The 26,921-nt window shown below is 57.5% G+C and carries 25 protein-coding genes and 1 riboswitch; of the genes, 20 read left to right on the top strand and 5 right to left on the bottom strand.

Features of this window, described 5'->3' with window-relative positions; translation table 11 throughout:
* Positions 1 to 2 precede the first annotated feature (2 nt).
* Positions 3 to 1,163: a polysaccharide deacetylase family protein gene (locus tag FE784_RS25335; RefSeq protein ID WP_139605054.1), complete on the bottom strand. Its 1,161-nt coding sequence runs from the start codon at positions 1,161 to 1,163 to the stop codon at positions 3 to 5.
* Between the two features lie 79 nt (positions 1,164 to 1,242).
* Positions 1,243 to 1,956 carry a DUF2161 domain-containing phosphodiesterase gene (locus FE784_RS25330; RefSeq protein ID WP_139605053.1) on the bottom strand — a complete coding sequence of 238 codons (714 nt, stop codon included), beginning with the start codon at positions 1,954 to 1,956 and terminating at the stop codon, positions 1,243 to 1,245.
* 286 nt (positions 1,957 to 2,242) lie between these two features.
* Between FE784_RS25330 and FE784_RS25325 the strand changes: the two genes are divergently transcribed.
* From FE784_RS25325 to FE784_RS25305, 5 genes are all read left to right on the top strand, one after another.
* Complete coding sequence (locus tag FE784_RS25325; protein WP_139605052.1) at positions 2,243 to 4,138, top strand: PrkA family serine protein kinase; 1,896 nt, start codon at positions 2,243 to 2,245, stop codon at positions 4,136 to 4,138.
* A 302-nt stretch (positions 4,139 to 4,440) separates the two neighbouring features.
* On the top strand, positions 4,441 to 5,211 hold the full coding sequence (locus FE784_RS25320) for an HAD-IIA family hydrolase (RefSeq protein WP_139605051.1): 771 nt from the start codon (positions 4,441 to 4,443) through the stop codon (positions 5,209 to 5,211).
* A gap of 81 nt (positions 5,212 to 5,292) precedes the next feature.
* Positions 5,293 to 5,850, top strand: a complete 558-nt coding sequence (locus tag FE784_RS25315) for a glycerol-3-phosphate responsive antiterminator (RefSeq protein WP_139605072.1) — start codon at positions 5,293 to 5,295, stop codon at positions 5,848 to 5,850.
* Positions 5,851 to 6,089: 239 nt separating this feature from the next.
* Positions 6,090 to 6,821 carry a glycerophosphodiester phosphodiesterase gene (locus FE784_RS25310; protein WP_139605050.1) on the top strand — a complete coding sequence of 244 codons (732 nt, stop codon included), beginning with the start codon at positions 6,090 to 6,092 and terminating at the stop codon, positions 6,819 to 6,821.
* A gap of 60 nt (positions 6,822 to 6,881) precedes the next feature.
* A complete protein-coding gene (locus tag FE784_RS25305; RefSeq protein WP_139605049.1) occupies positions 6,882 to 7,643 on the top strand; it encodes a glycerophosphodiester phosphodiesterase in 762 nt (253 codons plus the stop codon).
* A 50-nt stretch (positions 7,644 to 7,693) separates the two neighbouring features.
* On the opposite strand, the gene FE784_RS25300 is transcribed toward FE784_RS25305, so the two are convergent.
* Positions 7,694 to 8,578 carry a LysR family transcriptional regulator gene (locus FE784_RS25300; RefSeq protein ID WP_139605048.1) on the bottom strand — a complete coding sequence of 295 codons (885 nt, stop codon included), beginning with the start codon at positions 8,576 to 8,578 and terminating at the stop codon, positions 7,694 to 7,696.
* Positions 8,579 to 8,719: 141 nt separating this feature from the next.
* On the opposite strand from FE784_RS25300, the gene dapA reads away from it, so the two are divergent.
* The 9 genes from dapA (at position 8,720) to FE784_RS25250 (ending at position 16,455) form a co-directional block, all read left to right on the top strand.
* The gene (dapA, locus tag FE784_RS25295) at positions 8,720 to 9,607 is read left to right on the top strand and encodes a 4-hydroxy-tetrahydrodipicolinate synthase (protein ID WP_139605047.1); all 888 of its coding nucleotides are present in this window, start codon (positions 8,720 to 8,722) and stop codon (positions 9,605 to 9,607) included.
* Between the two features lie 117 nt (positions 9,608 to 9,724).
* Positions 9,725 to 10,525, top strand: coding sequence for a class I SAM-dependent methyltransferase (locus FE784_RS25290; RefSeq protein WP_139605046.1), 801 nt, complete (start codon positions 9,725 to 9,727; stop codon positions 10,523 to 10,525).
* Positions 10,526 to 10,614: 89 nt separating this feature from the next.
* A riboswitch (cyclic di-GMP riboswitch) is annotated at positions 10,615 to 10,711 on the top strand.
* 201 nt (positions 10,712 to 10,912) lie between these two features.
* The gene (locus FE784_RS25285) at positions 10,913 to 11,113 is read left to right on the top strand and encodes a hypothetical protein (RefSeq protein WP_139605045.1); all 201 of its coding nucleotides are present in this window, start codon (positions 10,913 to 10,915) and stop codon (positions 11,111 to 11,113) included.
* Positions 11,114 to 11,283: 170 nt separating this feature from the next.
* Positions 11,284 to 11,910, top strand: coding sequence for a DUF3298 and DUF4163 domain-containing protein (locus FE784_RS25280; RefSeq protein ID WP_139605044.1), 627 nt, complete (start codon positions 11,284 to 11,286; stop codon positions 11,908 to 11,910).
* A gap of 1,184 nt (positions 11,911 to 13,094) precedes the next feature.
* The gene (locus FE784_RS25270) at positions 13,095 to 14,096 is read left to right on the top strand and encodes a Gfo/Idh/MocA family protein (protein ID WP_176706506.1); all 1,002 of its coding nucleotides are present in this window, start codon (positions 13,095 to 13,097) and stop codon (positions 14,094 to 14,096) included.
* Between the two features lie 41 nt (positions 14,097 to 14,137).
* A complete protein-coding gene (locus tag FE784_RS25265) occupies positions 14,138 to 14,911 on the top strand; it encodes an SDR family NAD(P)-dependent oxidoreductase (protein WP_139605041.1) in 774 nt (257 codons plus the stop codon).
* Positions 14,912 to 14,951: 40 nt separating this feature from the next.
* Entirely contained in the window at positions 14,952 to 15,338 is a 387-nt protein-coding gene (locus tag FE784_RS25260) for a RidA family protein (RefSeq protein WP_139605040.1), read from the top strand.
* A gap of 89 nt (positions 15,339 to 15,427) precedes the next feature.
* Positions 15,428 to 15,895, top strand: a complete 468-nt coding sequence (locus FE784_RS25255) for a PepSY domain-containing protein (RefSeq protein WP_139605039.1) — start codon at positions 15,428 to 15,430, stop codon at positions 15,893 to 15,895.
* Positions 15,892 to 16,455, top strand: a complete 564-nt coding sequence (locus tag FE784_RS25250; protein WP_139605038.1) for a hypothetical protein — start codon at positions 15,892 to 15,894, stop codon at positions 16,453 to 16,455. The genes FE784_RS25255 and FE784_RS25250 overlap by 4 nt, the downstream gene beginning before the upstream one ends.
* Before the next feature lie 64 nt (positions 16,456 to 16,519).
* Here the strand turns inward: FE784_RS25250 and FE784_RS25245 are convergent, their stop codons facing one another.
* Positions 16,520 to 16,831 carry a hypothetical protein gene (locus FE784_RS25245; RefSeq protein ID WP_139605037.1) on the bottom strand — a complete coding sequence of 104 codons (312 nt, stop codon included), beginning with the start codon at positions 16,829 to 16,831 and terminating at the stop codon, positions 16,520 to 16,522.
* A gap of 257 nt (positions 16,832 to 17,088) precedes the next feature.
* On the opposite strand from FE784_RS25245, the gene FE784_RS25240 reads away from it, so the two are divergent.
* The 3 genes from FE784_RS25240 to FE784_RS25230 all read left to right on the top strand — a co-directional run bounded on the left by FE784_RS25240 (position 17,089) and on the right by FE784_RS25230 (position 21,414).
* Positions 17,089 to 17,817: a polysaccharide deacetylase family protein gene (locus FE784_RS25240; protein ID WP_176706505.1), complete on the top strand. Its 729-nt coding sequence runs from the start codon at positions 17,089 to 17,091 to the stop codon at positions 17,815 to 17,817.
* 116 nt (positions 17,818 to 17,933) lie between these two features.
* Positions 17,934 to 19,472, top strand: a complete 1,539-nt coding sequence (locus FE784_RS25235; protein ID WP_246132169.1) for a cobyrinic acid a,c-diamide synthase CobB — start codon at positions 17,934 to 17,936, stop codon at positions 19,470 to 19,472.
* A gap of 727 nt (positions 19,473 to 20,199) precedes the next feature.
* Entirely contained in the window at positions 20,200 to 21,414 is a 1,215-nt protein-coding gene (locus FE784_RS25230) for an aspartate aminotransferase family protein (protein ID WP_139605035.1), read from the top strand.
* A 12-nt stretch (positions 21,415 to 21,426) separates the two neighbouring features.
* Here the strand turns inward: FE784_RS25230 and spoVB are convergent, their stop codons facing one another.
* The gene (gene spoVB, locus FE784_RS25225; protein WP_139605034.1) at positions 21,427 to 22,995 is read right to left on the bottom strand and encodes a stage V sporulation protein B; all 1,569 of its coding nucleotides are present in this window, start codon (positions 22,993 to 22,995) and stop codon (positions 21,427 to 21,429) included.
* A 316-nt stretch (positions 22,996 to 23,311) separates the two neighbouring features.
* On the opposite strand from spoVB, the gene FE784_RS25220 reads away from it, so the two are divergent.
* The 3 genes from FE784_RS25220 to FE784_RS25210 all read left to right on the top strand — a co-directional run bounded on the left by FE784_RS25220 (position 23,312) and on the right by FE784_RS25210 (position 26,852).
* Entirely contained in the window at positions 23,312 to 24,370 is a 1,059-nt protein-coding gene (locus FE784_RS25220; RefSeq protein ID WP_425465567.1) for a formylglycine-generating enzyme family protein, read from the top strand.
* 682 nt (positions 24,371 to 25,052) lie between these two features.
* A complete protein-coding gene (locus FE784_RS25215) occupies positions 25,053 to 25,868 on the top strand; it encodes an AAC(3) family N-acetyltransferase (protein WP_246132167.1) in 816 nt (271 codons plus the stop codon).
* Between the two features lie 57 nt (positions 25,869 to 25,925).
* Positions 25,926 to 26,852 (top strand): lipid II flippase Amj family protein, encoded by a 927-nt coding sequence (locus FE784_RS25210; RefSeq protein WP_342779133.1) that lies wholly within the window; start codon positions 25,926 to 25,928, stop codon positions 26,850 to 26,852.
* Positions 26,853 to 26,921: the final 69 nt, after the last annotated feature.

The following is a 26,921-nucleotide window of genomic DNA, read 5'->3' as shown; positions in this document are numbered from 1 at the left end:
CGTCAAGGCTTCAGCTTCTTCACGAACGTCGCCATGCTTTCCTTGCCGCCTACGAATATCCGCTTGAGCTGCAGCGGCTGCTGCGTCGGCTCGGTGCGGCCCTGGTCGATCGTGAAGGCAAAGCGCACCTGCGCCTCCTCCAGCAGCTTGAGCGTATCTTTGTTGCGCATGCCGTACGGATAGCAGAACGCTTCGGTATCGATGCCCGTATGCTCCTTGAGCTGCTTGATCGATTCGGCGATTTCGAACCGCTGCTGCTCCAGGGTCATCTTGTGCAGGTAAGGATGCGTCATGCCGTGAGGCTGGATATCCCACCCGTTATCGCGCATTTCGCGGATTTGGTCCCATTCGGCGAAGTAGCCGTCCTGCCCGACCATACCGGGGGAGACGAACATCGTGGCGCGGAAGCCGTGCTTTTTCAAAATCGGCATCGCCTCGGTGTAATTGTCCGTATAGCCGTCGTCGAACGTCAGCAGCACCGCCTTGGCCGGCGCCTCCGCCTTGCCGTCCCAAATGTCGATAAACTGCCGGAGCGTGAGCGTCGTATATCCTTCCGCCGCCAAGAAGTCCATCTGCTCCTCCAGCTTCTTCGGATCGAGCACCGCATTGTTGTCCGGATCGACGGCGATGCTGTGGTAGTTCAGCACGGGAATGGAAAATTTGAGCTTTTTGGGCGGCTTCGCGGCAGTGTCGGCGATGGCCGCTGCAGGCGGAGCCGCCGACTGCGTCGGAGCAGCGGAACCGGAGCCCGCCACCGGGTGCGCGGAGCTCCCGTCCGTGGCTACAGCGGTATTGTCCGAGGAGATTTTTACCGCTTGGGAATTTTTGGAACCGCTTTCAGCGTTAGGTATGGCGGCGATTTGTCCGGCGCTCCCATGCCCGTCCCGGGCTGCCGCCTTTTCTCCGGTCTGCTCGGAGGAGGCAGCCGATTGGGGGTTGCCCGCAGCCGCGGCGTTCGGCACGGGAACGGGTATGTTATGCTCCTTTGCCGAATTTGGCGGCCCCGCAGGGGAGGTGCGCTCTTCATGGGCGCGGTCCGCCGCCAAATTGAGCGCCCCCCTGTCCTCGGAAGCGCATCCGACGGATAGAAGAGCGGCCGCCGCCAATAGCGGGGCGAAGCTTTTGTGCAATAGCGCTGCTTTAGTTCCTTTATAACCGACCATGTTCATAACCCCGCATTCGGCATCGTCATGTATTGAAACTATAAACTCTACTATTATTCTTATCCTGCCAATGTTCAAATCATTCCTGGTCGGGCGAAATGTTTCCTTTCCATACATGGCTGTACTGCTCAAGCGCTTGCTCTCCGAGAGGCGTCAGCCGATAGATTCCTCTGCCGGCTCTCTCGAACCAGCGATAGTAGTTTTTTTGCAGCAGCGAGGCGGACTTCGGGTTATCGGTCAAATCGCGCAGCCGCTTGGGAGACAAGCTCCCGTGGCGCTTCAGCATGATCGCCGCGGCCAGCGCCTTTTCCCGGTAAGCGGTTACCAGCTTGCGCTTCGTGCTTCCACCGACATTGTAGTCGCCGCTTCGCTCCCGGAATTCGTACAGCAAGCGGGATGACTTCAGCTTGCTCGTCCTCGGCTCATAGGAGCCGGGCTCGCACACTACGTTCACCGCCGGTTTGCGAGTTTTGTAGAAGCGGACCGTCATGAGACCGAGGCCGAGACGCCGGCATAGCCGGGACAAGTCCGACCATTTCAGCCCGTGGGGGGCTCTTCCCGTCTCCGGCATTTCCACGGCGACGTACACTTGGTCGGACTGCGACAGCCGGTCGAGGCCCTGCACGAGCAGGGGGAGGTTGAGCGTCTTCTTTAATTCCACGATGACCGGAGGCTCGTCGCCGCGAATGGCGACCAAATCGCAATGGTGCACTTCGCCCCGCACCACGAAGCCAAGCGCTTCCATATATCGCTTGACGGGTTCGTACAGCTCGGTTTCGTTCCGGATGGCCAAGTGAGATTCTCCTTACATAGCGTGTGAATGTTCGTAAATCCGGCTTGTTACCTTCATGTATTCGATTATAGCATAGATGTGGACGACAATCGTTGAAGCTTCCCGTTTTCATTGATTTTTCAACGATTTTCGCGGTTCGGTCGAAAATTTTCCGGCAATTAATAGCGGGCTTGCGCATAGGTATTTAATACGCTTCAAAGTCGAGTACCAAGTTGCATCGAAAGAGAGAGTTGACTTATCGCGAAAGGTGAACCGTCTTGACGGGTGCAGATGAAAGGAGGTTACCATGGATATTTTCAAACGAATATCGGAACATCGTCGGGAACAGGAGAAGGCATCCTGGACCGGAACGTTTGCCGATTACATCGAAATCGTCAGACAAAATCCGAACGTAGCCAAGACCGCGCATGCGCGTGTGTATGATATGATCGCATGGCACGGCATCCGGGAACAAAACGGACAGCGCAAATACAAATTTTTCGAGGACGATATGTTCGGTCTGGACCGGACGCTCGAAAAGCTGGTCGAGGAATATTTCCATTCGGCTGCGAGACGACTCGATGTACGCAAACGGATCTTGCTTCTGATGGGCCCTGTCAGCGGAGGGAAATCGACGATCGTGGCGATGCTCAAGCGGGGGCTGGAGCGATACTCGCGGTCGGAGGAGGGGGCGCTGTACGGGATCAAGGGATGTCCGATGCACGAGGAGCCGCTGCATCTTGTGCCTCTGGAACTCCGCCCGGATATCGAGAAGGAGCTGGGGATCCGGATCGAGGGAAGCTTGTGCCCTTCGTGCCAGATGAGGCTGAAGACCGAATACGGAGGCCGGATCGAGGATGTCATGATCGAACGGGTGCTGCTCTCCGAGGAAGAACGGGTCGGTATCGGCACGTTCAGCCCGTCGGACCCGAAGTCGCAGGATATCGCCGATTTGACCGGCAGCATCGATTTTTCCACCATTACGGAGTACGGTTCGGAATCGGATCCGCGCGCTTACCGGTTCGACGGCGAGCTGAACAAGGCCAACCGCGGGCTGATGGAATTTCAGGAAATGCTGAAATGCGACGAGAAATTTTTGTGGAACCTGTTGTCGCTCACGCAGGAGGGCAATTTCAAGGCGGGACGGTTCGCGCTCATCTCCGCGGACGAATTGATTGTGGCCCATACGAACGAATCGGAGTACAAATCGTTTATTTCGAACAAGAAAAACGAGGCGCTTCAATCCCGGATGATCGTCATGCCCGTTCCCTACAACCTGAGAGTGTCCGAGGAGGAGAAGATTTATTCCAAGCTGATCGGCCAAAGCGACATGAAGCATATTCATATCGCGCCCCATGCGCTAAGGACGTCGGCCATCTTCTCGATTTTGACCCGTCTGAAGGAAACGAAGAAGCAGGGCATGGATTTGCTGAAGAAGATGAAAATGTACGACGGAGAATCGATCGAAGGCTTCAAGGAAGCCGATCTGAAGGAGATGCAGAGCGAATACGCCGAGGAGGGCATGTCCGGAATCGACCCGCGGTATGTCATCAACCGGATATCCAGCGCCTTGATCCGTCAAGACCTGCAATGCATCAATGCGCTTGACGTGCTACGGGCAATCAAGGACGGACTCGACCAGCATCCTTCGATTACGAAGGATGAGCGCGAACGGTATTTGAACTACATAGGGGTCGCGCGCAAGGAGTACGACGAGCTGGCGAAGAAAGAAATTCAGAAGGCGTTCGTATACTCGTACGAGGAATCGGCGAGGACGCTGTTCGACAATTACCTCGACAACGTAGAAGCTTATTGCAATTGGCAGAAGATCCGCGACCCGCTGACGGGAGAGGAGATGGATCCGGACGAAAGGCTGATGCGTTCGATCGAGGAGCAGATCGGCATATCCGAGAACGCGAAGAAGGCGTTCCGCGAAGAAATTCTCATCCGCATGTCGACGTATTCCCGCAAAGGCAAGAGGTTCGAGTACAACAGCCACGAACGGCTGCGCGAGGCGATCGAGAAGAAGCTGTTCTCCGATTTGAAGGATATCGTCAAAATTACGACGTCGACCAAAACGCCTGACGAAAACCAGCTGAAAAAAATCAACGAGGTGACGAAACGTCTGATCGACGAGCACGGCTACTGCCCGGTATGCGCCAACGAGATGCTGCGTTACGTGGGAAGCCTGCTGAACCGTTGACGGCCGACGGGCACAGGAAGCGTGCGGCAAAACCGCTCGGAGCGGACGCGCTCCGGACGGTTTTGCCGCGGATCCGGCATAGGGAGGGCGGCTGTCGCTTCGACGGGCCTCCCATGTTACCGTTGACAAAGAAGAGCTTCGCCCCTATAATTCAAGACAATCGAATAGAACGGTCAGGTTGAGAACAGGAGTAACCCTTACCCGTATGCACGGCTTTCGCTACCGCGAAGGCGTGTTTACCGTGGATAAGGGTTTTTTTGTTTGTCCGCCTGCGCCGATTCCATGGAAGGGTGGGGCCTGTTTTGCGCGGATTCATTTTCGATTTGGACGGCACGGTTTATTTGGGGGACCGGATGATCGACGGGGCGGCGGAGGCGATCCGGACGCTCAGGCAAAGGGGCGACAAGGTGTTGTTTTTGTCCAACAAGCCGATTGCCGATCGGAGCTCGTACGCGGAGAAGCTGACGAAGATGGGCATCCCGACCGAGGTGGGCGACGTCCTCAATTCTTCGTTGATCGTGGCCCGTTATTTGCGCAAGACGATGCTTCCCGGCCAGCGGGCTTACGTCATCGGCGAAGAGCCTATCCGCCGGGAGCTGCTCCATCACGGCGTCCACTGCACCGATCGCGCGGAGGAGGCTGAAGTGATCGTGCTGTCGTGGGATCGGGAGTTTACGTACGAGAAGCTGAATGTGCTGTATCAGTCGGCTTTGCGCGGGGCGACGGTCGTCGCCTCGAATCCGGATGCGACGTGCCCGCTGGAGGGCGGGCAGGTGCCGGATACGGGAACGATGATCGCGGCGCTTGAAACCGCTCTCGGGAAGCGTGCCGTCGTCGTGGCGGGCAAGCCTTCGCGAATCGCGGCGGAGGCGGCGGTGGAGCGCATCGGACTCGACTGCAAGGATTGCTTCGTGATCGGCGACCGGCTGGAGACGGACATCCGGATGGCCAACGAGGCGGGCATGCATTCCGTGCTCGTGTTGACGGGAGTCGGTACGGAGCAAGAGGCGGAAGCGGGACCGGACCGGCCCCGGACCATTTTGCCGAGCATCGCAAAAATCGTGGACCTGTAGCCGCAAACCGGTATTTCCGTGGTATAATGGGGATTGCGCAAGCACTCCACGTCTGTGGGGGGAATTATGGAGGAGCATGCCATGTATCCGATCGTCGATATCGTGGAGCATCAAACGATTGCCGCCGTGCAGAAAGAAGCCGATCTGGACGCCGCGCTGCGGGGCAGGGTGAACGTCGTGTTTTTGCTGACGGGCTCGCTGCTCAACGTTCATGAGCTGACCGGACGGGTCAAGGAAGCCGGCAAGCATGTGTTTTTGCATATGGAATTTATCGAAGGCATCGCCGCCGACCGGAGCGGGGTTGCGTACGTAGCCCAGCATGTCCGGCCTACCGGAATCATCTCCACGAAGAGCACGCTGATTAAAGCGGCCAAAGATTGCGGACTGTCGGCCATCCAGCGCATTTTCCTGATCGACCGCAACGCGGTGCTGCGCGGAATCAAGGCGGTGGAGCAAAGCTCCCCGGACGCGATTGAAGTGATGCCGGGCATTATGCCGCGGATTATCCGCGAGATGACGAACATGACGCCGCTGCCGATCATTGCCGGAGGGCTGGTGGGCAACCAGCGGGAGATCGACGATGGCTTGGAGGCGGGAGCGCTGGCCGTGTCCGTAGGTACGCCCGATTTATGGCAATAAGGCGATAAGCCGTTTGAGTGCGGCTGTCCCATTACGAACGTTAGACGAGACCGATTGGGTGCGGAGACCGAGAGAATACCCGAAAGGCCGAGGCGGCACTTTTTTTGTCATGCGAAAAAGGTGTCTCCCGGCGTTTCCGGTATTCCGCGGTCTTTTTTTCGTTGCCGGAAACATTTGCAATGGGCTACATCAAATTTACATATATTTCGCTATTCGCGAATCGAGAGGATGAGAGAACGATGAAGAACAACGACCAACTGATGGTGATCGCGCATCGCGGCGCCGCGGGAGAAGCTCCGGAAAATACGCTGGCGGCCTTTGCCCTCGGTCTCGAGCAAGGCTGTACCGGAATCGAGCTGGATATTCATCTGTCGAAGGACGGCGAGATTATCGTCTGCCACGATACGACGCTCGATCGGACGACCGACCGCAAAGGAGCGATCAGCGAGCAGACGGTCGAGGAGCTGAAGCTGGCCGACGCCGGCCGTTGGTTCCACGAACGGTTCGAGGGAGAGCGCGTTCCGCTGCTGGAGGAAGTATTCGACCTCGTTCCGCCGGAAGTCCAAATCAACGTGGAAATCAAAGCCGGGGTAGACGATTTGGTGCCTGCGCTGATCGGCTTGATGAAGCGGAAAAACCGGGTGGAGAACGTATTCGTCTCCTCGTTCGATTTCGATGTATTGGAGCGTCTCAAGGGACTGGAGCCGGAAGCGAAAATCGGATTGCTGTACAATATCCGCATGTCGAAGCATTACCGGATGGCCGATCTGCTGGACTGCCCGGTCTACTCGCTCCATCCCCACTGGAGCCGCATGGATAAACAGAAGGTTCGCGAAGCGACGGGACGCGGCTTGCACGTCTATCCTTGGACCGTCAACAAGGAAGAGGGCATGCGGGAGATGATCGCCTGCGGCGTATCCGGCATTATTACCGATTATCCGGGACGTCTGAAGAAGCTGCTGGAAGGCTAAGGGGATTATCGTCATACGGGCTTCGCTTCGCATGGATAGCAGTCGAAGGAGGGATGATTGATGGCCGGCAACGACAAATTGATAGTGATCGCGCATCGCGGCGCCGCCGGAGAAGCACCGGAAAATACGCTGGCATCGTTCGCCTTGGGCCTCGAACAAGGATGCGACGTTATCGAGCTGGACATTCATTTGTCCAAGGACGGCGAAATTATCGTTTGTCACGATAAGACGCTGAACCGGACGACCGACCGCAAAGGTGCGATCAGCGAGTTTACGGTAAAGGAGCTGAAGTCGGCCGATGCCGGGCGCTGGTTCGACGAACGCTACGAGGGCGAGCGTATACCGCTTCTGGAGGAGGTATTCGACCTTGTTCCGCCGGAGGTGCAAATCAATGTGGAGCTGAAGGCCGGCGTCGCCCCGATTGTGCCTGCGCTCGTCAGCCTGATGAAACGGAAGGACCGCTTGCCCGGCGTATTCGTATCCTCGTTCGACTACGACCATTTGGAGCTGCTGAAGGAGCTCGAACCGGAGGCTCGTATCGGCTTGCCGTACAATAATCGTATGTCGAAGCATTATCGCATGGCCGGGCTGCTCGATTGTCCGGTATACTCGCTGCATCCGCATTGGGCCCGCATCGATCGGCAGAAGGTTCGCGCCGCAGTCGATCGCGGATTTCGCGTGTACCCATGGACGGTCAACAAGGAAGAAGAGATGCGGAAGATGATCGATTGCGGCGTATCCGGCATGATGACCGATTATCCCGGCCGGTTGAGGCGTCTGCTGGATAGCGACGAGAGCGAGCTGGTCGATAGGCGGCAATAAAACGAACGGCTTGCGGAGTCCGGGCACCGACCGAGGGCTCCGACCGTTAGCTACTCGGACTGCGCCGGCTGCCGCAGCATGGACATAAAGGCCGCAAGCGTCCGGGAAACCCAGCGTCCCGCCGGGTAGACGAGCTGTACGTAAATGCGCAGCCGCGGATGCGCGAACGGGAGAACGGTCAGGCGGCCGTCGCGGATTTCCGAGGCGACCGCGCAGCCGGGAAGAAGCGACATGCCGAGTCCGTGCAGGACGCAGCGTTTGATCGCTTCGACGCTCCCGAGCTCGCACGACAGCTGCGGCCGGATGCCATGCTCGGCCAGCAGTTCGGAGAGCATGCTCCGATAGGAGCAGCTCCGCTCCGGGGCGACCCAGGCATGACCGGCGAAATCCGCCAGCTGAACGGTTTGCGCGCCGGCCAAAGGATGGTCGGGCCGTGCGACGAGCAGCAGCGGTTCCTCCTTCAAGATGACGCGGACGAGCTCCGGATCCGCAATGTCGCGTTCGAGCCATATCCCCGCATCGTATTCGCCCGTACGGACGCCGTGGAGCAGCTCGGCTTCGTTTGCGGTTTGCAGCAGCAGCCCCGTTGACGGAAACTTCTCTTTCATCTCCCTTACGTAAGGCGGCAAGTAAAACGCCGCCATCGATTCGATCGTACCGATCGTGATCGATCCGGCCGTCTCGGCGGAGACGGCCTGCATCGATTCCTCGGCCAAATCGAGAAACCGCTCGGCGAACTCCAGCAGCTGCCGGCCGCCCGGCGTCAGCCGGATTCCGCGGCCGCTCCGTTCGAACAGCGGAACGCCGTAATGCTGCTCGAGCTTGCGGATTTGCGCGGTGACGCTCGACTGCGCGTACCCGAGCGAATCGGCCGCGCGGGTAATGTTCATTAGCCTGGCGGTTTCCTTGAACGTTTTCATCAGCATGAAGTCCATATGCTCCGTCCTCTCTAATTCATCGAAAAAAACGATTGGTTATATCAATAATTATAGCTAACACCGATTGGAATTTCTATGCTACATTGGTTGCATAGCCGGTCTTGACGCGTCGGCACCAATCGATGGGAGTGATCATTCATGTTGGCACAACGGCTTAAAGGCATCATCGTACCGGTCATTGCCCCTTTTGCGGCGGATCATAAGCTGGATGCGGAGAGCTTCGGGAGCTTGGTCCGCTCGCTGCTCGATCAGGGGGCGCACGGACTTGTCATTCATGGAACGACGGGGGAATGTCCGACGGTCAGTTGGGCAGAGGCGAGCCGCATGGTGGACATCGCGCTCGAAATAAGAGCGAACCGCAGCATTCCGATCCTAGTCGGGACCGGCTCGAACGATACCCGAGAAGCGGTCCGCCTTACGAAGCGGGCCCGATCTCTCGGAGCGGACGGGGCGCTCGTGGTCACCCCGTACTACAACCGGCCTTCGGCTCAGGGCGTGCTGGAGCATTACAGGCGGGTGGCCGACGTCGGACTGCCGATCGTCGCTTACCATATCCCGTACCGGACCGGCTTGGAGCTGAACCCCGACGAGCTGGCCGCAATTCTGGAGATCGGGAACGTCGCGGGAATCAAGGAAAGCTCCGGAGGCATCCGCAACTTCATCGAGCTCGGAGGCCGGACGGACAAAGCGCTTCTGTGCGGCGACGACCTGTACTTTTTCGCCGCTCTGTGCAGCGGCGCAAGCGGAGGCATGCTCGCCTCCGCGAACGTAGGGACGAACCGGTTCGTGAAGGTGTACGAAGCCTATGCAAGTCACCGGCTGGCGGAGGCGAAGGAGACGTTCGACGGGCTGCTTCCGCTTATCAGGCTGCTGTTCGCCGAGCCGAATCCGGCGCCGCTCAAATGGGTGCTGCGCCAGACGGGCTGCATTCGGTCGGATGCGGTGCGGCTGCCGATAACCCCGATTACGGAGGAGTTGCGACGGCGGTTGGAGCCATTATTGAGTAGTAATAGGAATATCCTATAATCGGGATTTGTTTTATATATTGGACCAATGAAGTATCATCCCTCACAATGAGCTTATATGGAAGCAAATAAGGGCGTTCGTTCTTATTCGCCGACTAACCGAGAGGATGTGGCATGCATGAATCAACGCCAGCAACAACCGAACCATTATTGGAACGCTTCGCTATACGATTCGCGGATCGGCTTCGTATCGGAATACGGGAAATCCGTCGTCGAAATGCTTGACGTGCAAGCCGGGGAAACGGTGTTGGATATCGGCTGCGGGACGGGAGATTTGTGCCGGGAGCTGTCGGACCGCGGAGCGCGGACGCATGGCATCGATTATTCGGAAGAGATGATCGCCACGGCGCGGGACAAATATCCGGATTTGTCGTTCGAAGCCGCCGACGCTCATGCCTATCCCGCCCGGCTCCGATTCGACGCGGTGTTTTCCAATGCGGCGCTGCACTGGATGACCAGACCTGCCGAGGTGATCCGCTCGGTGAGCGGCGCGTTGAAGCCCGGAGGCCGCTTCGTTGCCGAATTCGGCGGCAAGCACAATGTGGGCGGCATCGTGGCTGCATTGAGCGAAGCGCTTCGCGGATTCGGCGTAGATGCCGCAGCCCGCAATCCGTGGTACTTCCCCTCCGTCGGCGAATACGCGTCGCTGCTGGAGGCGGCGGGCTTTCGGGTGGAGTATGCGCTGCATTTCTCGCGTCCGACCCCGCTTGCCGACGGCGAGCGCGGCTTGGAGCACTGGCTCGACATGTTCGCCGCCGGTTTTTTCGACGGATTGACGGAGCGGGACAAACGCGCAGCGTACGCGGAGACGAATCGTCTCGCGAAGTCCGTTTTATTCCGCGACGGGCAGTGGATCGCCGATTACTGGCGGCTGCGGGTGCTTGCGTTTAGGCCGCCAGGGGCAGATGAAGAGCGATGAATTTCATGACATAAGTAGCAAAATGGTTCTTTATGCCTATTAATGAGATTGGGTTCGTATGTTACTCTGGTCTTAGTCATATCGGACTAATCGGATAAAGGCAAACCTGCTCGAAAGACAGGGACGCAAAGCTACGGGTCTACAAGCATTTGTTGTTCAAATGCTAATGGCAGCCGGGCCGCCCTCGAATCGATGCACTTACGTCAATCGGACGGACGTCGCCATAGGGCGGCGTCTTCTTTTGTTTTTTATAGCTTGTCGAGAAAGTCGAAAAGAGCTTGCTGCAGGCCATGCTCTGATAGAGTCATCTACCCCTGAGTAGTTGCGCTTTTCTTCACTTTCGGGGATTAAAAAACGGGGGACCATTGGGTTGGGGGTGATACGGCGATGGATGAAGTGATGCAACTGAAAACCGATTTGCACCGGTTGACCGTCGAACTGATCGGCGGCTGCAAATATTGCTCGATGATTTCCACGAACGTGGAATTCAGAACCCCGATCTATTGCACCAAATTTACCGGAGCGATCCATCCTACCTGCGTGGATGTCAATACGTGCCTGGCTTGCCAGGAATACAAAAATCATTGACGCGCCCGCTTTTCAGCTCCGGTTGAGAAGCTTTTTTGTTTTTGAAGGTTTGAACGTGAACGGCAACGTATGCCGATAAACGAAAATCGCGGAGGCGCGCACCTTTTTCTTTTTGCTGAATATGGGTAGTAGTAGGCGACTATCAGCGAGCAGGAGGTGTGCGGACGACCATGGAGTTTCGTGACGTATCCGCTACGATATCGAAAAAGGTGATGATCAAGCCCCGTCTGCAAATCCGGTACCCGCAATTGACCGGATTGCCGAACCGCAAGGCGCAGATGATCATCAACGACCGGATTATGCAGATGGTATATCGGCTCATCCGCGATCAAGGCTACGTGCAGGACCCGACGAAGGAGATGACGGGAACGTACGAGATTACGCTGAACGGGCATGGGCTGATCAGCATCGTGTTCCGGAATTACGCGTACGCGCAAGGAGCCGCGCATGGAGTGACGGTGCAAAAGTCGCTGACGATGGACTTATGGGACGGGCGGGAGTACCGGTTCGCCGATTTGTTCCGCGAAGACAGCGGCTACAAGCGGGAGATCGACGCGATTTTGCAGAAGCAGATCGAGGAGAAGGATGTGCCGATTTTCGAAACTACCCCGTTTAAAGGGGTGGGGCCGAATCAGGACTATTATTTGACCCCTGAAGGGCTGGTCGTTTATTACCAGCTGTACGAATATACGCCTTATGCGTACGGGTTCCCGACGTTCCCGATTCCGTACTCGGAAATTTCCGACATCATCGACCCGAAGGGGCCGATCGGCCGGCTGCAGCCGGTCATGCAATGAATGCGAAGTCTTCTTTGCGCCTCGAGGCGGGAGAAGGCTTTTTTTTCTGCGACTGCGTAATTCGCGTACAAACATGCATGTACCGACTGATCGGTGAAAGGCTGGCTGCCTTTGCCGGTGCCTAGCGGGATCGCGAATCCAGAAAATAGCGGAACTGGAGTATGCTATTGACCCGAGTACTTCTGTTGATTGCAAAATAAGGGAAAACCTCTCCGCTATTCCGCTGATCACGATCGTTTTCACCCCGAAAGATCGATATAGCGGAATCCTGTTCCGTAATCTTCAAGAGTGTAACGGGATTCGGGACAATAACGGAATTCAGTTCCTCTATTTACGGCAACATGTCGCTCCCGCTTCATCGTGAGGCCTCCAGGTTGTATGCGGATTATGCTGTCGCAGTTTTTTTTCTAAACGAAACGATCTGGAAGGAAATCGGCACACCCGGCGGGAAAGGAAATAAATAGTGAGCTCAAGTATACAGACAGTGAACACCATTCCATTAATTTGTAGATTTTAACTGGCTAAGCGTAATTAGTGCACCAAAATTTACTGTTACCGAACCTAAGTTCACAATAAAATGGGGTTCGATGTTTTGCGCGATTCCCGAAATAGAGGGAAATTAATGAAATAAGAATAAGGTTCACTAATCCAACGCAAGCGGGCTCCCGTCCACATTCATAAACGCTACATACAGATACGCAAGCAAGCCCAATCGCACAGGATGGCGGCATCGAGAGCTGGAGGCGCGTGCCGGACGATCGCATGAAGTTCGACTGCCGTATGGACACCTGTGTTTAGGCCGTCGTCACGTCGCGCCAACGCGTGCCGGGCGCTTCGCGTCCGATATTGCTGCGGCAATACCGCCTTGGGCATACCGGGTATTACTTTCCAGCAATGACTTCGGCTTCGTAATAATCAGGACGCGATTCTCTTCGCTGGCCCTGATCGTCGTGAACAAGCTGCAGGAGCGATGCAGGGCTCGACCGACCGCCATGCGGCGGTTTCAATAAGCGCCTGAGTTTCGAGCGCGACGGAGAAGAGAAGTGCGATGCGACAAGTATTTTGCTTTTGCGGTTGAAACGCTCGCCATTAGACGATATAATTCTATTGCATGTATTATATATAATATATAAAATGAACAACTCTTGCGGAAGCAAACTCGGAAGATGGGAGCGGGAACGAATATGAACAAAGTCAGGGTGGGCATTATCGGATTGGGCAGCTGGGGAAGCTGCCATTTGGAAGCGTTTCATTCGATGCCGCAGGTAGAAGTCGTGGCGCTCTGCGACCGCAACGAAGAACGGGTCAGGCAGCTTGCGGAGCAATTCTCCGTACCCCATGCGTACAGCCGCAGCGAAGAGCTGCTGGAGCGGACGGATATCGATCTGGTCAGCATCGCGACGTTCGAGCACGAGCATTTCGGGCCAGCGGTAGCGGCGTTGAAATCGGGCAAGCATGTGCTTGTGGAAAAGCCGGTATCGACCAAGCTCGAGGAAGCCGCGGCCATGGCCAAGACGGCGGAGGAGCACGGGAAGTTTATTTTCGCCGGCCATCTGCTGCGGTTCGAGCCGCGGTACGCGGACATCTACAACGCGATTCATTCGGGCCGGATCGGCGCGCCGCAAAGCATGTTCTTGAAGCGGGGACGGACGAAAGGCATGTTCCGCACGTACAAGCGGACGCACACGGTGTTCGAGCTGACGGTGCACGACCTGGACATCGCGATCTGGTATGCGGGCAGCCGGGTCAAATCGGTCAAAGCGTACGGCAAAGCGGTCAACGACGATGTCGTGCCGGATATATTGTGGTCGTGCCTCCAGTTCGAGAACGGGACGATCGCCTTCCTGCACAGCAACTGGATGACGCCGGACGAAGCGGGCATCGTCATGAACGACGCCGCGGAGGTGATCGGCACGGAAGGGACGGCGCAATTCGCCAACAGCGGCTCCAATTTGCAGCTGTGGGATGCGCGGGGCAGAACGTCGCCGGACTATTTTATCCATCATACGTTAAACGGAAGCTCGTACGGCGTGCTCCGCGAGCAGCTGACCTATATAAGCGCCTGCGTGGCGAACGGGACGAAGCCCGAATATACGTCGTTCGACGATGCGGTGCACGGCATCGCGGTAGCCGAAGCGATTATCCGTTCGTGCGCGAGCGGACAGGAAGAGCGCCCGCAGGCGTGAGCGAATGTCCATCATCATCATAAGACCGGGAGGGAACGGACATGAGATTGCGCGATAAAGTATGCCTGATTACCGGAGCGGGCTCCGGCATCGGGCAAAGCACGGCCGCGCTGTTCGCCGCCGAGGGAGCGGCCGTAATCGTGAACGACCTCGACGACGGGAAAGGACAGGACACCGTCAGCCGAATCGAGGCCGCAGGCGGGACCGCGCTGTACATACGCGCGGACGTCACCAGGCCGGACGAGGTGAGCGCGATGACGGAGCGGGCGCTTGCCCGCTTCGGCCGGATCGACGCGTTGTTCAACAACGCCGGCATTAGCGGGGTCGGCATGCTGCACGAGGTGGAGCCGGACGCCTGGGACCGGATCATGAGCATCAATATTAAAGGAGTATATTTGCCGAGCAAATATATCGTCCCGCACATGATGGAGCGCAGGCAGGGCACGATCATCAACATGTCGTCCTGCGTAGCCGAGATCGGTCTTGCGAGGCGGGCGTCCTATGCGGCGACGAAAGGGGCGGTGCTGGCGCTGACGAAGTCGATGCAGGTGGACTACGCGCCGTACGGCATCCGGGTTAACGCCCTGCTGCCCGGAACGATATTGACCCCGTTCGTGGAAACGTATTTGCGCAATTCGTACGACGATCCGGAGGCCGGACTCGAATCGATCAAGAAGCGCCAGCTGAGCGAGGAGCTCGGCCGGCCCGAGGATGTGGCCAAGGCGGCGCTGTTTCTCGCGTCGGACGAATCGAAATTCATGATGGGCTCGCCGTTGTATATCGACGGAGGCGCCGTTTTCGGCAAAAACGCCTGAACGATTCAAAAAGCATACGAACAAAAGGAGGTTACGTCAAATGAGAAAAGAAATTATTGCGACGGACAGGGCTCCCGCCCCCGGGGGGAAATACTCCCAAGCCGTCAAGCTCGGCAATATGGTGTATGTGGCGGGAACGTGCCCGTTCGAGCTCGGAACGGGCAAAGTGCTGTATCCGGACGATATCGTGGAGCAGACCCGACTCGTCCTGCATTATATGGGCGAGATTTTGCGGGCGTCCGGAACTTCCATCGAGCATGTGGTCAAGGTAACGTCGTTTCTGCGCGACCTGGACGACTTCAAAGCTTATGACCGGGTATATGCGGAGACGTTCGCTCATGAACCTCCCGCGCGCAGCACGGTCGAAATCGGCAAGTTTCCGCCGGGCATGACCGTGGAGATCGAGTGCATAGCTTATATTCCGTAGACGGCGGAACGGGCCGGCGGCGGTAACGAGCTCGAGCCGAGTATGGTACAATGGATCGGAGTGGAAAAATAGGTTCAGGATGTGAAGCGATGAAACAAGCCATCCCGAGACTGCGTATCGCGATGACTTTGCTCTTTGCCGCCGAGCTAGCCGCAGGCGTCGCCGCTCTTTTCCTATATGACGGTGCGATGAGCATCGGCTTTCTCGTCACGCTGCCCCTGCTCGGCTTCCTCCAAAGCATCATGCTGTTCAAGCGCGAGGCGCCGCGTCGGCTCAAGCTGTTCGTCGCGCTGCAAGCGATGTTGTTCCTGCTGCCGCCGATCGTGTATGCCGGGTTCCAACCGAACGTCTCGTATGAGGAAGCGGTAGATTTGGTGCGCTCCCACAGACAGGACGACGCCGAACCGATCGCGGATGGCGGTAAAAGGTATGTGACGCTGGAAGGCGTCTCGAACCCGTTTATATCGAGAGGCTACGTGATTGTCGTTCCCGATCGGGGCACACAGGTCGAATATATCGTCAATCCGGTCAGCGGAAAGGTGTCCGAGCTGAAATGAGAATATGCCGTTTCACGATATGGGCCGGAGCCGCGCTCCTGACCTCCGGTTTGCTGGCCGGCTGTTCCAGCGACAATTCGGCGATCGAAGCGAAATCGATTACGGAAGCGATCGGGGGCGGGTCGGCTTCGGCCGCTCCGGCAAGTATCGCCGTAGCTTATGAAAGCATGCTGTATGCGAAATACTCCGACCGCTACGCATGGGAATCGCTTCCTGCGGACCGACGGTTGGACGACGGTTTGCGCACCGCTTATGAACGTTACCGCAAATCGGTGCCCGGCGGCTTTCTCGTGAAAGAGGACGCGGATTATTACTTTATTTGCGTCAGCGTCGGCCGAAAGCTCTCGGCAAGCGAAGGCTTCGAGATCGAAGCCGTCCGGTTGTCCGAGGCTGCGCCGGAAGGGCGTCCGCTCTTGACGATCGCGGTCAAGCCGCGGGACAACGAACCGGTTCCGGACGGAAGCGCGGGAGACGTGTTCGTTACCTCGCTCATCCGCATATCCAAAAAAGCTTTGCCGGATAGAGTCGACATTGCCGACCTGTCCATGGTCGGCGCCTGATTGGTCGGCGCCTGATTAGCCGAATAGCTGCAAAACCCCGTCCGGACGAATCCGTGGCGGGGTTTTATTGTTCATAGGGCTTTGCCCAGCTTGCGGGCGAACAAGATCGCGTCCGCCTGCATCTCGCATACAAATATGATTTTACATCGGGTCCGACATATGCTTCCCATATGATCAAATAGTACGGATTGTTCCAATCGATATCCGAGCCGTCTTCATCGAACATTTGGTGCAGCCGGTTGTTGTTGAAGAGGATAGACCCTTTTTGGTCGAATGCGACTCCGTCTGCCGACAGCATCCGGTCGTCCGATAAGAACCTGCGGAAGCCGTTGTCGGCGGGCGAGTGAAAACCTATCCCTTTGCCCTCCGGCATCATAAGAATATGTTGCCTTTATTATCGGCATGCATGCCGTTCCTTTGCTGCCGATCGCCACAACGGAGCCGGCGATTGCTTCAAGCGGCGTATTGAAGTTGCACAGCAGGGTGTGGCTTTTGCGTTTTTCCGGACATAATGCAGGATGTATGGTCCGCTCATCGTACGTGCATATCAATCGAGGCAAAGGTTTTGTCCTCTTTGCTGCGGAGATGAGGTATAGTAATTTTGGAGTAAAATTTCTTGAAAGGAGACTTATTATGAACAAAAACTACTTTCTGAACATAGAAGGCTATTCCGAACGGATGACGGACGAAGCGAGGGAAAGGCTGCTGCAATGGCGGGATAAGGCGCTGCTGCAGGCGAAACGTCATACCGGGCTCGTTCGGTTGAACGGCCCGGATACGCCGAAGGTCGCATTGACGTTCGACGACGGCCCGGACGATTCCATCACCCCGATGATCGCGGAAACGTTGACCCGATACGGCGTGAGAGGAAGCTTTTTCTTCGTCGGCAGCAGAGCACAGAAGCATCCGGAGGTGGTGAAGGCCGTATACGAGGCCGGCCACCTCGTGCTTGGCCACAGCTATAACCATGATCGGCTGACGACGTTGGACCCGGACGGCCTGGAGTTAGATTTTCATGAAACGCAAGCCGCGATCCGGTGCATCATCGGGAAGGAGCCCGCTCTGTTCCGCCCTCCGTTCGGAGATGCCGACGAGACCGTTTTTCGCGCTGCGGCGCAGGCCGGCTGCTCTACCGTGCTTTGGTCGCTCGATACGCTGGACTGGTCTCAGAAGGAGGCGGCGCACATCGGATGGAACGTGGATTCCTTCGTCAGAAACGGGGAGATCATCCTCATGCATTCCCATTCGGGCTGTATAGAGACGGCGAAGGCGCTGCCGCACATGATCGAGTCGCTGCAGCGGAAGCGGCTCAGCCCGGTCGGTCTCGACGAGCTGCTGGACATGCCGGCCTACCGGAGTTGAGCTTGTCCGGCTCGCCATATGGACGATTCGACAATTTCGCGGTATCATTTCGGAAGGATGGCCGAACATCGTGTACCGGTCAAAGGCGCATAACCTGGATATAGGAGAGGTTCCCCATGATGAGCGAACGGCAGTCAGCGAAATCGCCGTATGAAAGCGAGACTGACGAATTGAAACGGAGCGATCGCGAACTGCGCGAAAGCGAACGCCGACGGTACGGCGAACGAACGGCACATGCCGCTATCTCCGACGACGCCGGCCAGCCGCACTCTTCACATCGCAGACTCGTCATCGCGGGTACGGGCAGCGGAGCGGGCAAAACGACCGTAACGATCGGAATTATGGCGGCGCTGCAGGCGCAGGGCTACGCGATACAGGGCTTTAAGTGCGGACCGGACTATATCGATCCGACGTATCATGCCGCCGTTACGGGCAGGCCTTCGCGCAATTTGGACAGCTGGATGCTCGGCCCGGAGGCAGTGAAGGAAATATTCATTCGGGGGAGTGACGGGGCGGACATCTCTGTCATCGAAGGGGTCATGGGGATGTACGACGGGAAAGATCCGTTGACCGACGAGGGCAGTACGGCGCACATCAGCCAAATCATCGAAGCCCCGGTTCTGCTCGTCGTCAATGTGCAGAGCATGGCGCGCAGTGCGGCCGCCGTCGTCAAAGGCTTTCAATGTCTCTCCCCCTCTGTCCGCATTGCCGGCGTGGTGGCCAATAAGGCGGGAAGCGACGGGCATTACCGGATCGTGAAAGAGGCGATCGAGCAGGAATGCGGCATCCCGGTCGTCGGCTATTTGAAGCGGGAGACGGAGCTCGAAATTCCGGAAAGGCATCTCGGACTTGTCCCTTCCATCGAGCGGGGCGAGCTAAGACCCATGTTCGACAAGCTCGGGGCGTTGATCGCGGAGCGGCTCGATCTCGACTTGCTGATGGAGATAGCGGCTTGCAAGCCTTTGGCCTGCACTCCGACGCTATTCGCAAGGACGTCGCGGAACAACGGCATCGTGATCGCCGTGGCGAAGGACCCGGCCTTCCATTTTTATTACCCGGAAAATTTGGAGCTGCTGGAGGCGCACGGAGCCGAATGCAGGTTCTTCTCCCCTCTGGCCGGGGAATCCGTACCGGCGGAGGCGGACGGCTTGTATATCGGCGGAGGGTTTCCCGAGGAGTTTGCGGAACGGCTGGCCGGCTTCGAGGAGGTAAAGGCATCCGTACGGGAGCGAATCGAGAGCGGGATGCCGACGCTGGCGGAATGCGGAGGGTTTATGTATTTGACCGAGGCGATCCGCGATACGCATGGAAACGAGTATCCGATGGTCGGTCTGATCAAAGGCTCGGTGACGATGCAGCCGAAGCTGGCGGCGCTCGGCTACCGGGAAATCGCCGGGACGGAACAAAACTTCCTGCTCGGCGAAGGGGAAGCGGCGAGAGGCCACGAGTTTCACTATTCCGCGTTTCAGCCCCGCGGGGGTGCGTTCCCTTCTCCCGCTTATACGACGACAGGACGCTCGGGGACAAAGCCCGACGGCTTTGCGACAGCCAATCTTGTCGCGGGATACGTCCATTTCCATTTCGGCTCCAATCCGGGAATGGTAGAGCGCTGGCTGCAAGCGTGCCGAAGCTACAAGATAAGAAAGAATAGTTGAATCAAAGTCGAAACGAACGGATGGGCCTTCTATGAAGAGGGCTCGTTTTTTGTGCAGCCTAATCCGCATACAGAAGTACATACCTCGCATGATCGTTGAACGCTTGCCGCCTTTTCCGACGCTCGCGAGACCGGGTATCGACAAAATAGCGGAACTGACGTATGTTATGGACCCGGAAAGCAGTGCCGACAGCAAAATAACGGAATTCTATTCCTCTATTCCACTGTTTACTACCCATTTTCACCTTGTGAGATCGAAATAACGGAAGCCTGTGCCGTTATACTCAGGAGTGTAACGAAAATCGAGGCAATAACGGAATCCGGCGCCGTTATACTCTGGCGCATCTTATTACGCCCGCAAGTACGCCTCCGGCTTGTATGCGGATTATGATGCGGTCGTAGTTTTTATTTGCCTACTCCGCATACATGAGGTGTTAACCGTATGAGCGGTGAAGGATAGCGGTCTTAACCAACTCTTATTAAACGGTCGACTCGACCTTATCGGCAAATAAGAGTTGCTTGCAGCTCTTATTCGCCGGCATTTCACCGATTTATGAGGGAATGGCGGGAAATAACAGCCCCGAACCGCTCTTATTTTGCAGAAATGCCCGATTGAACCGATATTAGGACTGCAAGCTGCAAGTGCTCTAATTCGTATACGGGTGGACTTATATTGAATAAAAATACATAATTATGTATAATAATTCATATTTATCGGAGGTGATCGCATGATTCATGTACGGAAGACAACTACGCCGCAGCTGCTGGCCGATGCGGAGCAAACGATTATGCATACGGCGGTCCGTCCCGGAATCGTCATGGAGCGGGGAGAAGGGATGTACCTGTGGGACACGGACGGTGCCCGCTATTTGGATTTCATCGGAGGCTGGGCCGTCACGTGTCTGGGCCATTCGCCCGCCGCGATCCGGGATGCGCTGTCGAGCCAGTCGTCCATGCTGGTGAATGCCAGTCCGGCTTTCTACAATAGGCCGATGATCGAATTTGCCAAGCAACTGACGGAATTGTCCGGCTACGACAAAGCGTTTTTCGCCAGCAGCGGCGCGGAAGCGAACGAGGGAGCGATCAAATTGGCGAGAAAGCACGGTGCGCTTCATCTCGGCGGAGCTTACGGGATCGTCACCATGACGGGCAGCTTCCACGGGCGTACGCTGGCGACGATGTCGGCTACGGGCAAAGCGCGCTGGCAAAGCCTTTTCGCCCCGAGCATGCCCGGGTTCAAGCACGTTCCGCTGAACGATTGGAACGGCTTGCTGGCCGCCGTCGACGGCAATACGTGCGCGATTATGCTGGAACTGGTTCAAGGGGAGGGAGGAGTTCATCCGGCTGACGCGGACTATTTGGGCAAAGTGCGCGAGCTGTGCGATGAGCGGGGCATCATGCTCATATTCGATGAAATCCAGACCGGGCTTGGCAGAACCGGGAAAATGTTCGCATCCGGGCATTACGGCATCCAGGCCGATGTAATGACGCTCGGCAAAGGCATCGGCGGAGGCTTCCCTTTGGCCGCGCTGCTCGTCCGGGATCGGTTCAATGTGTTCGAACCCGGCGATCAAGGCGGAACGTACACCGGACAGCCGCTCGCGATGGCGGTCGGGCAAGCCGTCGTCCGAGAGATCGTGACCCGGCAGCTTGCCCGGAATGCGGAGTTGATGGGCGAATGCTTGACGCGTCGGATAAATGAAGTCGCGGAAGCTTATCGCTTAAGCCCGATACGGGGCAAAGGACTGCTGCTCGCCTTCGACCTCCCGGTCCCCTGCGGCGCCGAGCTCGTTGCGGCTTGTTTGCGGGAAGGCTTGCTGATCAACTCCCCTCATCCGTCGACGATCCGTCTCATGCCGCCTTTGATCGTGTCGGAGGAGGATATCGACGCCATGCTCGATTTATTGTGTCGGGCGATGGATACAGTGCGGTTGCGTTCTTGAGGCAGTCCGGTATTATTTGCGCAAAGTAACGATGCCGCCCGGTCCGCCGAAACGCAGTACGTTTCTGCCGTTAATCGTATTCGTCAGCACGAGCGACAGCAGGAACGCGGCAAGCGCGATTCCGATCGAGCCCAGCAGACTCCACAACGGCTGCATGCCGATATGCTGCGCATACGAGTAGGCGGACTGTCCGGCGAATGCCATCGCCGCCATGCAGAGAGCGACTTTCACAAATCGGCGGAGATCCAAATAAAACCCGATCAAGCTCGATATCGAGAAAAAGTTGAGCAGCGTAATAAAGCAGATGCCGAAGTTCATCCCGAGCACGACGCCGGTAATGCCGAACTGGCTGCCCATGAAATAAATCGCCGCCGCTTTCATGATCGTCATGGCGATATAGTTCCACATCGTCGTGCCGGCTTTGCCGAGCCCGAGCAGGACGGCGTGCAGCGGAGCCTCGAAATAATGCAGGAAGAATACGGGCGCTAGCAGCCTGAGCAGCGGGCCCGCCTCTGGCGCGTTATAGAGCAAAGTCGTCAAGGGAGTCGCCCATATGTACAAAATGACGGTCGCCGGCGCGCCTACGAACAGGGCGATCCGCATCGCCTGGTCCATCCTGCGGTGTACGTCCATCCCGTTGCGGTTGGCCATCGCCTCGCTTACGGCCGGGATCAGCGCCGTCGACAACGAATGCGTAATGAAGCTCGGGAAAACGAGCAAGGGGAACGCATAACCGACGAGCAGCCCGTACTGTTTGGTCGCCATGGCGGTGCCGAGTCCGAACAGCGCCAAGCTTTTCGTAATGAGCATCGGCTGAAAGGCGCTGTAGATCGAATGGACGAAGCCGAGACCGGTCGTCGGCAGGCCCATCCGCATCAGCTCCGCGAAGGTGCGCTTTCCGTTCCCGTGGCGCAAATGCTCGGACGCCTTTTGCCGCAGCCCGTCGTTCCGCCCGTTCCATTTATATTTCGTGACCAAGTAGAGCAAGCCTACCCCTTCGCCCACGACAGCCCCGACCATTGCGCCTGCCGCCGCGTATTCGATGCCGTATGGCAGCAAAAGCTGAACGAGGGCGAGCATGCACGCGATATGGGCGATATGCTCGAATACGTCGGACAAGGCGATCGACATCATATGCTGCTTGCCGCGAAAATAGCCTTTCAGCACCGCCGATATGGCGACGATCGGGGCGATGGGCGTGATCGCCAGCATGGCGTAATAAGCCCTCTGGTCGGTCAGGAACAAAGCCGCGATGTACTTGGAGCCCAGCAGGGCGAGCAGCGTCAGGATGATGCTTAACGTCCCGGTAATGACGAGCGAAACGGCCAAAATCCGTTTCTCCTTCAGCTTATCCCCTTTGACATCGGCCTCGGCCACCAGCTTGGATATGGCGACCGGCAGCCCCAATTCGGTGAGCGTAATAACGAGCGGAACGAGAGGATGGGCCATCATCAGCAGCCCGATTCCCTCCGCTCCGAGCGAACGGGCCAAAAAGATGCCGCTTACGAATCCGAGAATTCTCGTAGTCAGGGACGCCGCCGTCAGGATGAACGTCCCCCGCACAAAAGATTGTTTTTGCATGAGCCGCCTCTTTTAAAGTGGAATGGTTGTTTCTCCTATATATATTCGGCTGTACCGAATACATGCGAACAAGCCGTGTGACAGTTCGTCCCCGCGGTATATCATTGCCCGTACCGTAAACGAGGCCGGCGCCGCGCCAAACATTACCGCAAGCGCCGGAACATGCAACAAGCTCCGTACGGCATTTCCGCTGTGCGGAGCTTGCAGGCTCGGCCGGTTATTCCCCGCATGTCGAACGATAGCTAACGGATTTGCCCCTGTCCCGATTATTCGTTAAAATTGACGGTAGAGGACATCAAGGAGAGCGGAAGAGGGGATCGAAGTGACGGAAGACCATAAGGGCAATGGCTCATGCTGTTCGACCGGCAGGGCGAGTATCGAGCTGCAATCGTTCAAAAAATCGACCGGGCCGGATATTGCTGCGTCCGTCGAAGCGATAGGCGGCAGCGCCGTCCAGCCTGAAAGTCGCGAGGTGCCGACGGAGAACGCCGAACCGCATCGGCGCTCCGATATGATCTATTTGCCCGGCGGCGAATTCCGTATGGGCAACGGCAGCAGCAAGGACGGCTTTCCGGCCGACGGCGAAGGCCCGGTACGCACGGTGAAGCTGAAGCCGTTTTATATCGATGCCTGCACCGTCACGAACCGGCAATTCGCCGAATTCGTAAATGCGAAGAGCTATAAGACGGAAGCGGAGAAGTTCGGCTGGTCCTACGTATTCGAGATGTTTTTGACGGCTCGCCAGACGCCCCATCTGATGGGCCGTGTGCAGGGGACGCCGTGGTGGTTCGGCGTCAAGGGCGCCTTCTGGTTTCAGCCGGAAGGGCCGGGCTCGGACATAGAGGAGCGGATGGATCATCCTGTCGTGCATGTGACCTGGAACGATGCCGCCGCTTATTGCAAATGGGCGGGCAAGCGGCTGCCGACCGAAGCGGAGTGGGAGTATGCCGCTCGCGGGGGTCTGGGGCAGAAGACGTACCCGTGGGGAGACGAGCTGACCCCGGAAGGCAAGCATATGTGCAACATATGGCAAGGGACGTTTCCGGAGAAAAACACGAAGCGGGACGGCTACGTCGGTACCGCCCCGGCCATGTCGTACGAGCCGAACGGCTACGGCTTATACAACGTGTCGGGCAATGTGTGGGAATGGGTGAACGACTGGTTCAGCCGGACGGCTTATGTCGACGAACCCGCGGACAACCCGAAGGGACCGGCTTCGGGAGAGCGCCGCAGCATGCGCGGCGGCTCGTATTTGTGCCATAAATCGTACTGCAACCGGTATCGCGTGGCCGCCCGCAACTCGAATACGCCGGACAGCTCGGCAGGCAACATCGGGTTCCGCTGCGTCGCGGACGCCCCGCAGGAGATCGTGTAAGCGAATTGCAAAGCCTGTGCCCGTTCGTTCGGACCGAACAGGGCGTAGGCTTTTTTTTGCCGTCATGGATAGATTTCCTTCACTAATAGCGGGGGAGCGTGACTAAGGCGCCCCTCTATTTTGCTGATCGCAACCGGAAACCGGTATTGGAACGGATGCCGCAGTGGCGCCATCGCGCCAGCCGGTGAATAGTGAACCGAATTTGCTTGTTAATGAACCTCATTGTTACTACTCAGGTACCAAGAGATGGAAGATCGGCGTAACGGACACCATAGACTTTATTGGGCGAGAAATGGCTTTGTTGAAGGTAACGGACACCGTAGACCTTATCACGTGACACGAGGCTCTTTCAGACAAGTTTTCCCACCCATAACAGCGCTCCTGTCCGTTACGAAGATTGAATGAGGGCGATTCGTTTAGTAACGTCGCTCCTGTCCGTTAGCTCGGGTTCCTGTGTCGGCTTCCTTCCTGTCCTGCGCTTTTGTTGCAGGCCATACTCGGACTGAGTCGCTAGTATGCGCGGTAGGTGGACAGTCGTCTCCACACGGTCGCATCTTTCGATGGGACGGCATTCGCCGCTTTCCTCTCGCTCGCGCTAATCGACTATAGTCAAAAAATCACTGGCATGCCGCTGCCTGAGATGCGGATAATTAGGAAAAAGGAAACTGGGGAGGTCAAAACGGTGCAGCAGGAAATTCAGGGAGACCTGATTACGATCGAAACTTTAGTCGAGGACCTGACCGCTATGGGGGTAAGCGCGGGTATGACGCTTCTCGTCCATTCGTCCATGAAGGCGATGGGAGGCTGGATGCCCGGGGGGCCGGTCGACGTCGTTTTGGCGCTGGAGCAAGTGCTCGGGCCGGAAGGCACGCTGGTCATGCCGACGCATACGAGCGGTTTGTCCGATCCCGGCGGCTGGAGCATGCCGCCTGTCCGGGAATCGTGGTGGGAGCCGATCCGAAGGACGATGCCGGCGTACGACCCGGATTTGACGCCGACCCGCAACATGGGGGCGATTCCCGAATGCTTCCGCAAGCAGAAAGGGGCCGTTCGCAGCCTTCATCCGCAGCTTTCCTTCGCCGCCCGGGGCAACCGAGTCCAAGACATCGTTGCCGATCATCCGCTGGAGTTCGGAATGGGGGAGCGCTCGCCGCTCGCCCGCATCTATGAGGCGGAAGGTTGGGTGCTGCTGCTCGGGGTCGGGCACGGCAACAACACTTCGCTGCATCTCGCGGAAATGCGTGCCGATTTTCCCGGCAAAACGGAGATGACCGCCAAAGCCCCGATCGTTCGCGACGGCATCAGGGAGTGGGCGAGCTTCCGGGAGCTTGACTACGATTCGTCGGATTTCGAGGCGATCGGACGCGATTTCGCGAAGCATACCGGACTTGTCCGGTCTGGGCGCATCGCCAATGCGATGGCCATGCTGATGCCGCAAAAGCCGTTGGTCGATTACGGCGTATGTTGGATGGAGCGGAACAGGCAAGCCGGGGGCTAGGCGGCGGAAGATCCCGGGAAGTAACAATACAAGCCGCTTGCAGGAAACGGGCTGCACGTGTCAAAATCTGTATACGACGCGGACGGCTCCAAGGCTGATCATACGCGGGATTCGACTCCTGCAGCAGTCCGGCCGCAAACGAGGAGGAATCTATATGGATTTGCGGCTTACGATCGGCAGGGTGCGGACATGGCGGTGAACTTGCTGATCGTGTGCATGCTGACCGTGCTGATCCATGCGGCGGAAACGTTGTCTTACTCGGTCCGGTTCGCCGGGGTGCGTACGGGCAAGCTGGCCGTCGCCCTTTCGCTGGCAGGGGTGATCGTGCTCGTGGCCCGGACGGCGAACCTGGCTCAGGCGCCGTTGACCGGCGGCATGGTCGACCGGGCATTGAAAGATCCGGGATTTGAGCTGGAATCGTCCCTGAGGATGGTTATCGGCGCATCGTCGGTCGGGACGCTGATCGCTATCGCGTTGTTTCCTTCATTCGTCCGTTTGTTTTCCCGGGCGGTTGTCCATCTGGAGGCGGCGGGCTCGATTCCGAAGCTGCTCGGCGGCGTGACGGTGGACAAGCTTCGTTCCGCCAAGTCCCATTTGCGCAGGCCGACCTTGTCGATGATCCGGGAGCTGCGGCTTTACGGCATTCCGAAACGGTTTTTGCTGCTCAATATGACGGTGACCGCCATTTATACGATCGGGGTTTTGTCGACCCTGTACGCTTCGTACCTGCATCCGGAAAATCTCGTATCGATTTCGCAATCGTCGGGCTTGATCAACGGGCTGGCGACCGTGCTGCTGACGATATTCATCGATCCGCAGGTGGCGATTCATACGGACCGGGCGCTGGCCGACCCGAAAGAGAAGCACAAGCTCGGACGCATGTTCGGCCTCATGATGATATCGCGGCTGTGCGGAACGCTACTCGCGCAAGCCCTATTTTTGCCGGCGACCTTATGGGTCGGAGCGGTTGCGCGATTGTTTTGAACCCGGCATTGTTGCGGCGAAGCCGTGTTTCGGCCGATCGGCCGCAATACCGTCTTACGGAATGGGCGG

It is taken from the genome of Paenibacillus hemerocallicola, from assembly GCF_006265175.1.
Classification (GTDB): domain Bacteria; phylum Bacillota; class Bacilli; order Paenibacillales; family NBRC-103111; genus Paenibacillus_AB; species Paenibacillus_AB hemerocallicola.
This window is presented reverse-complemented; position numbering and strand designations above follow the sequence as displayed.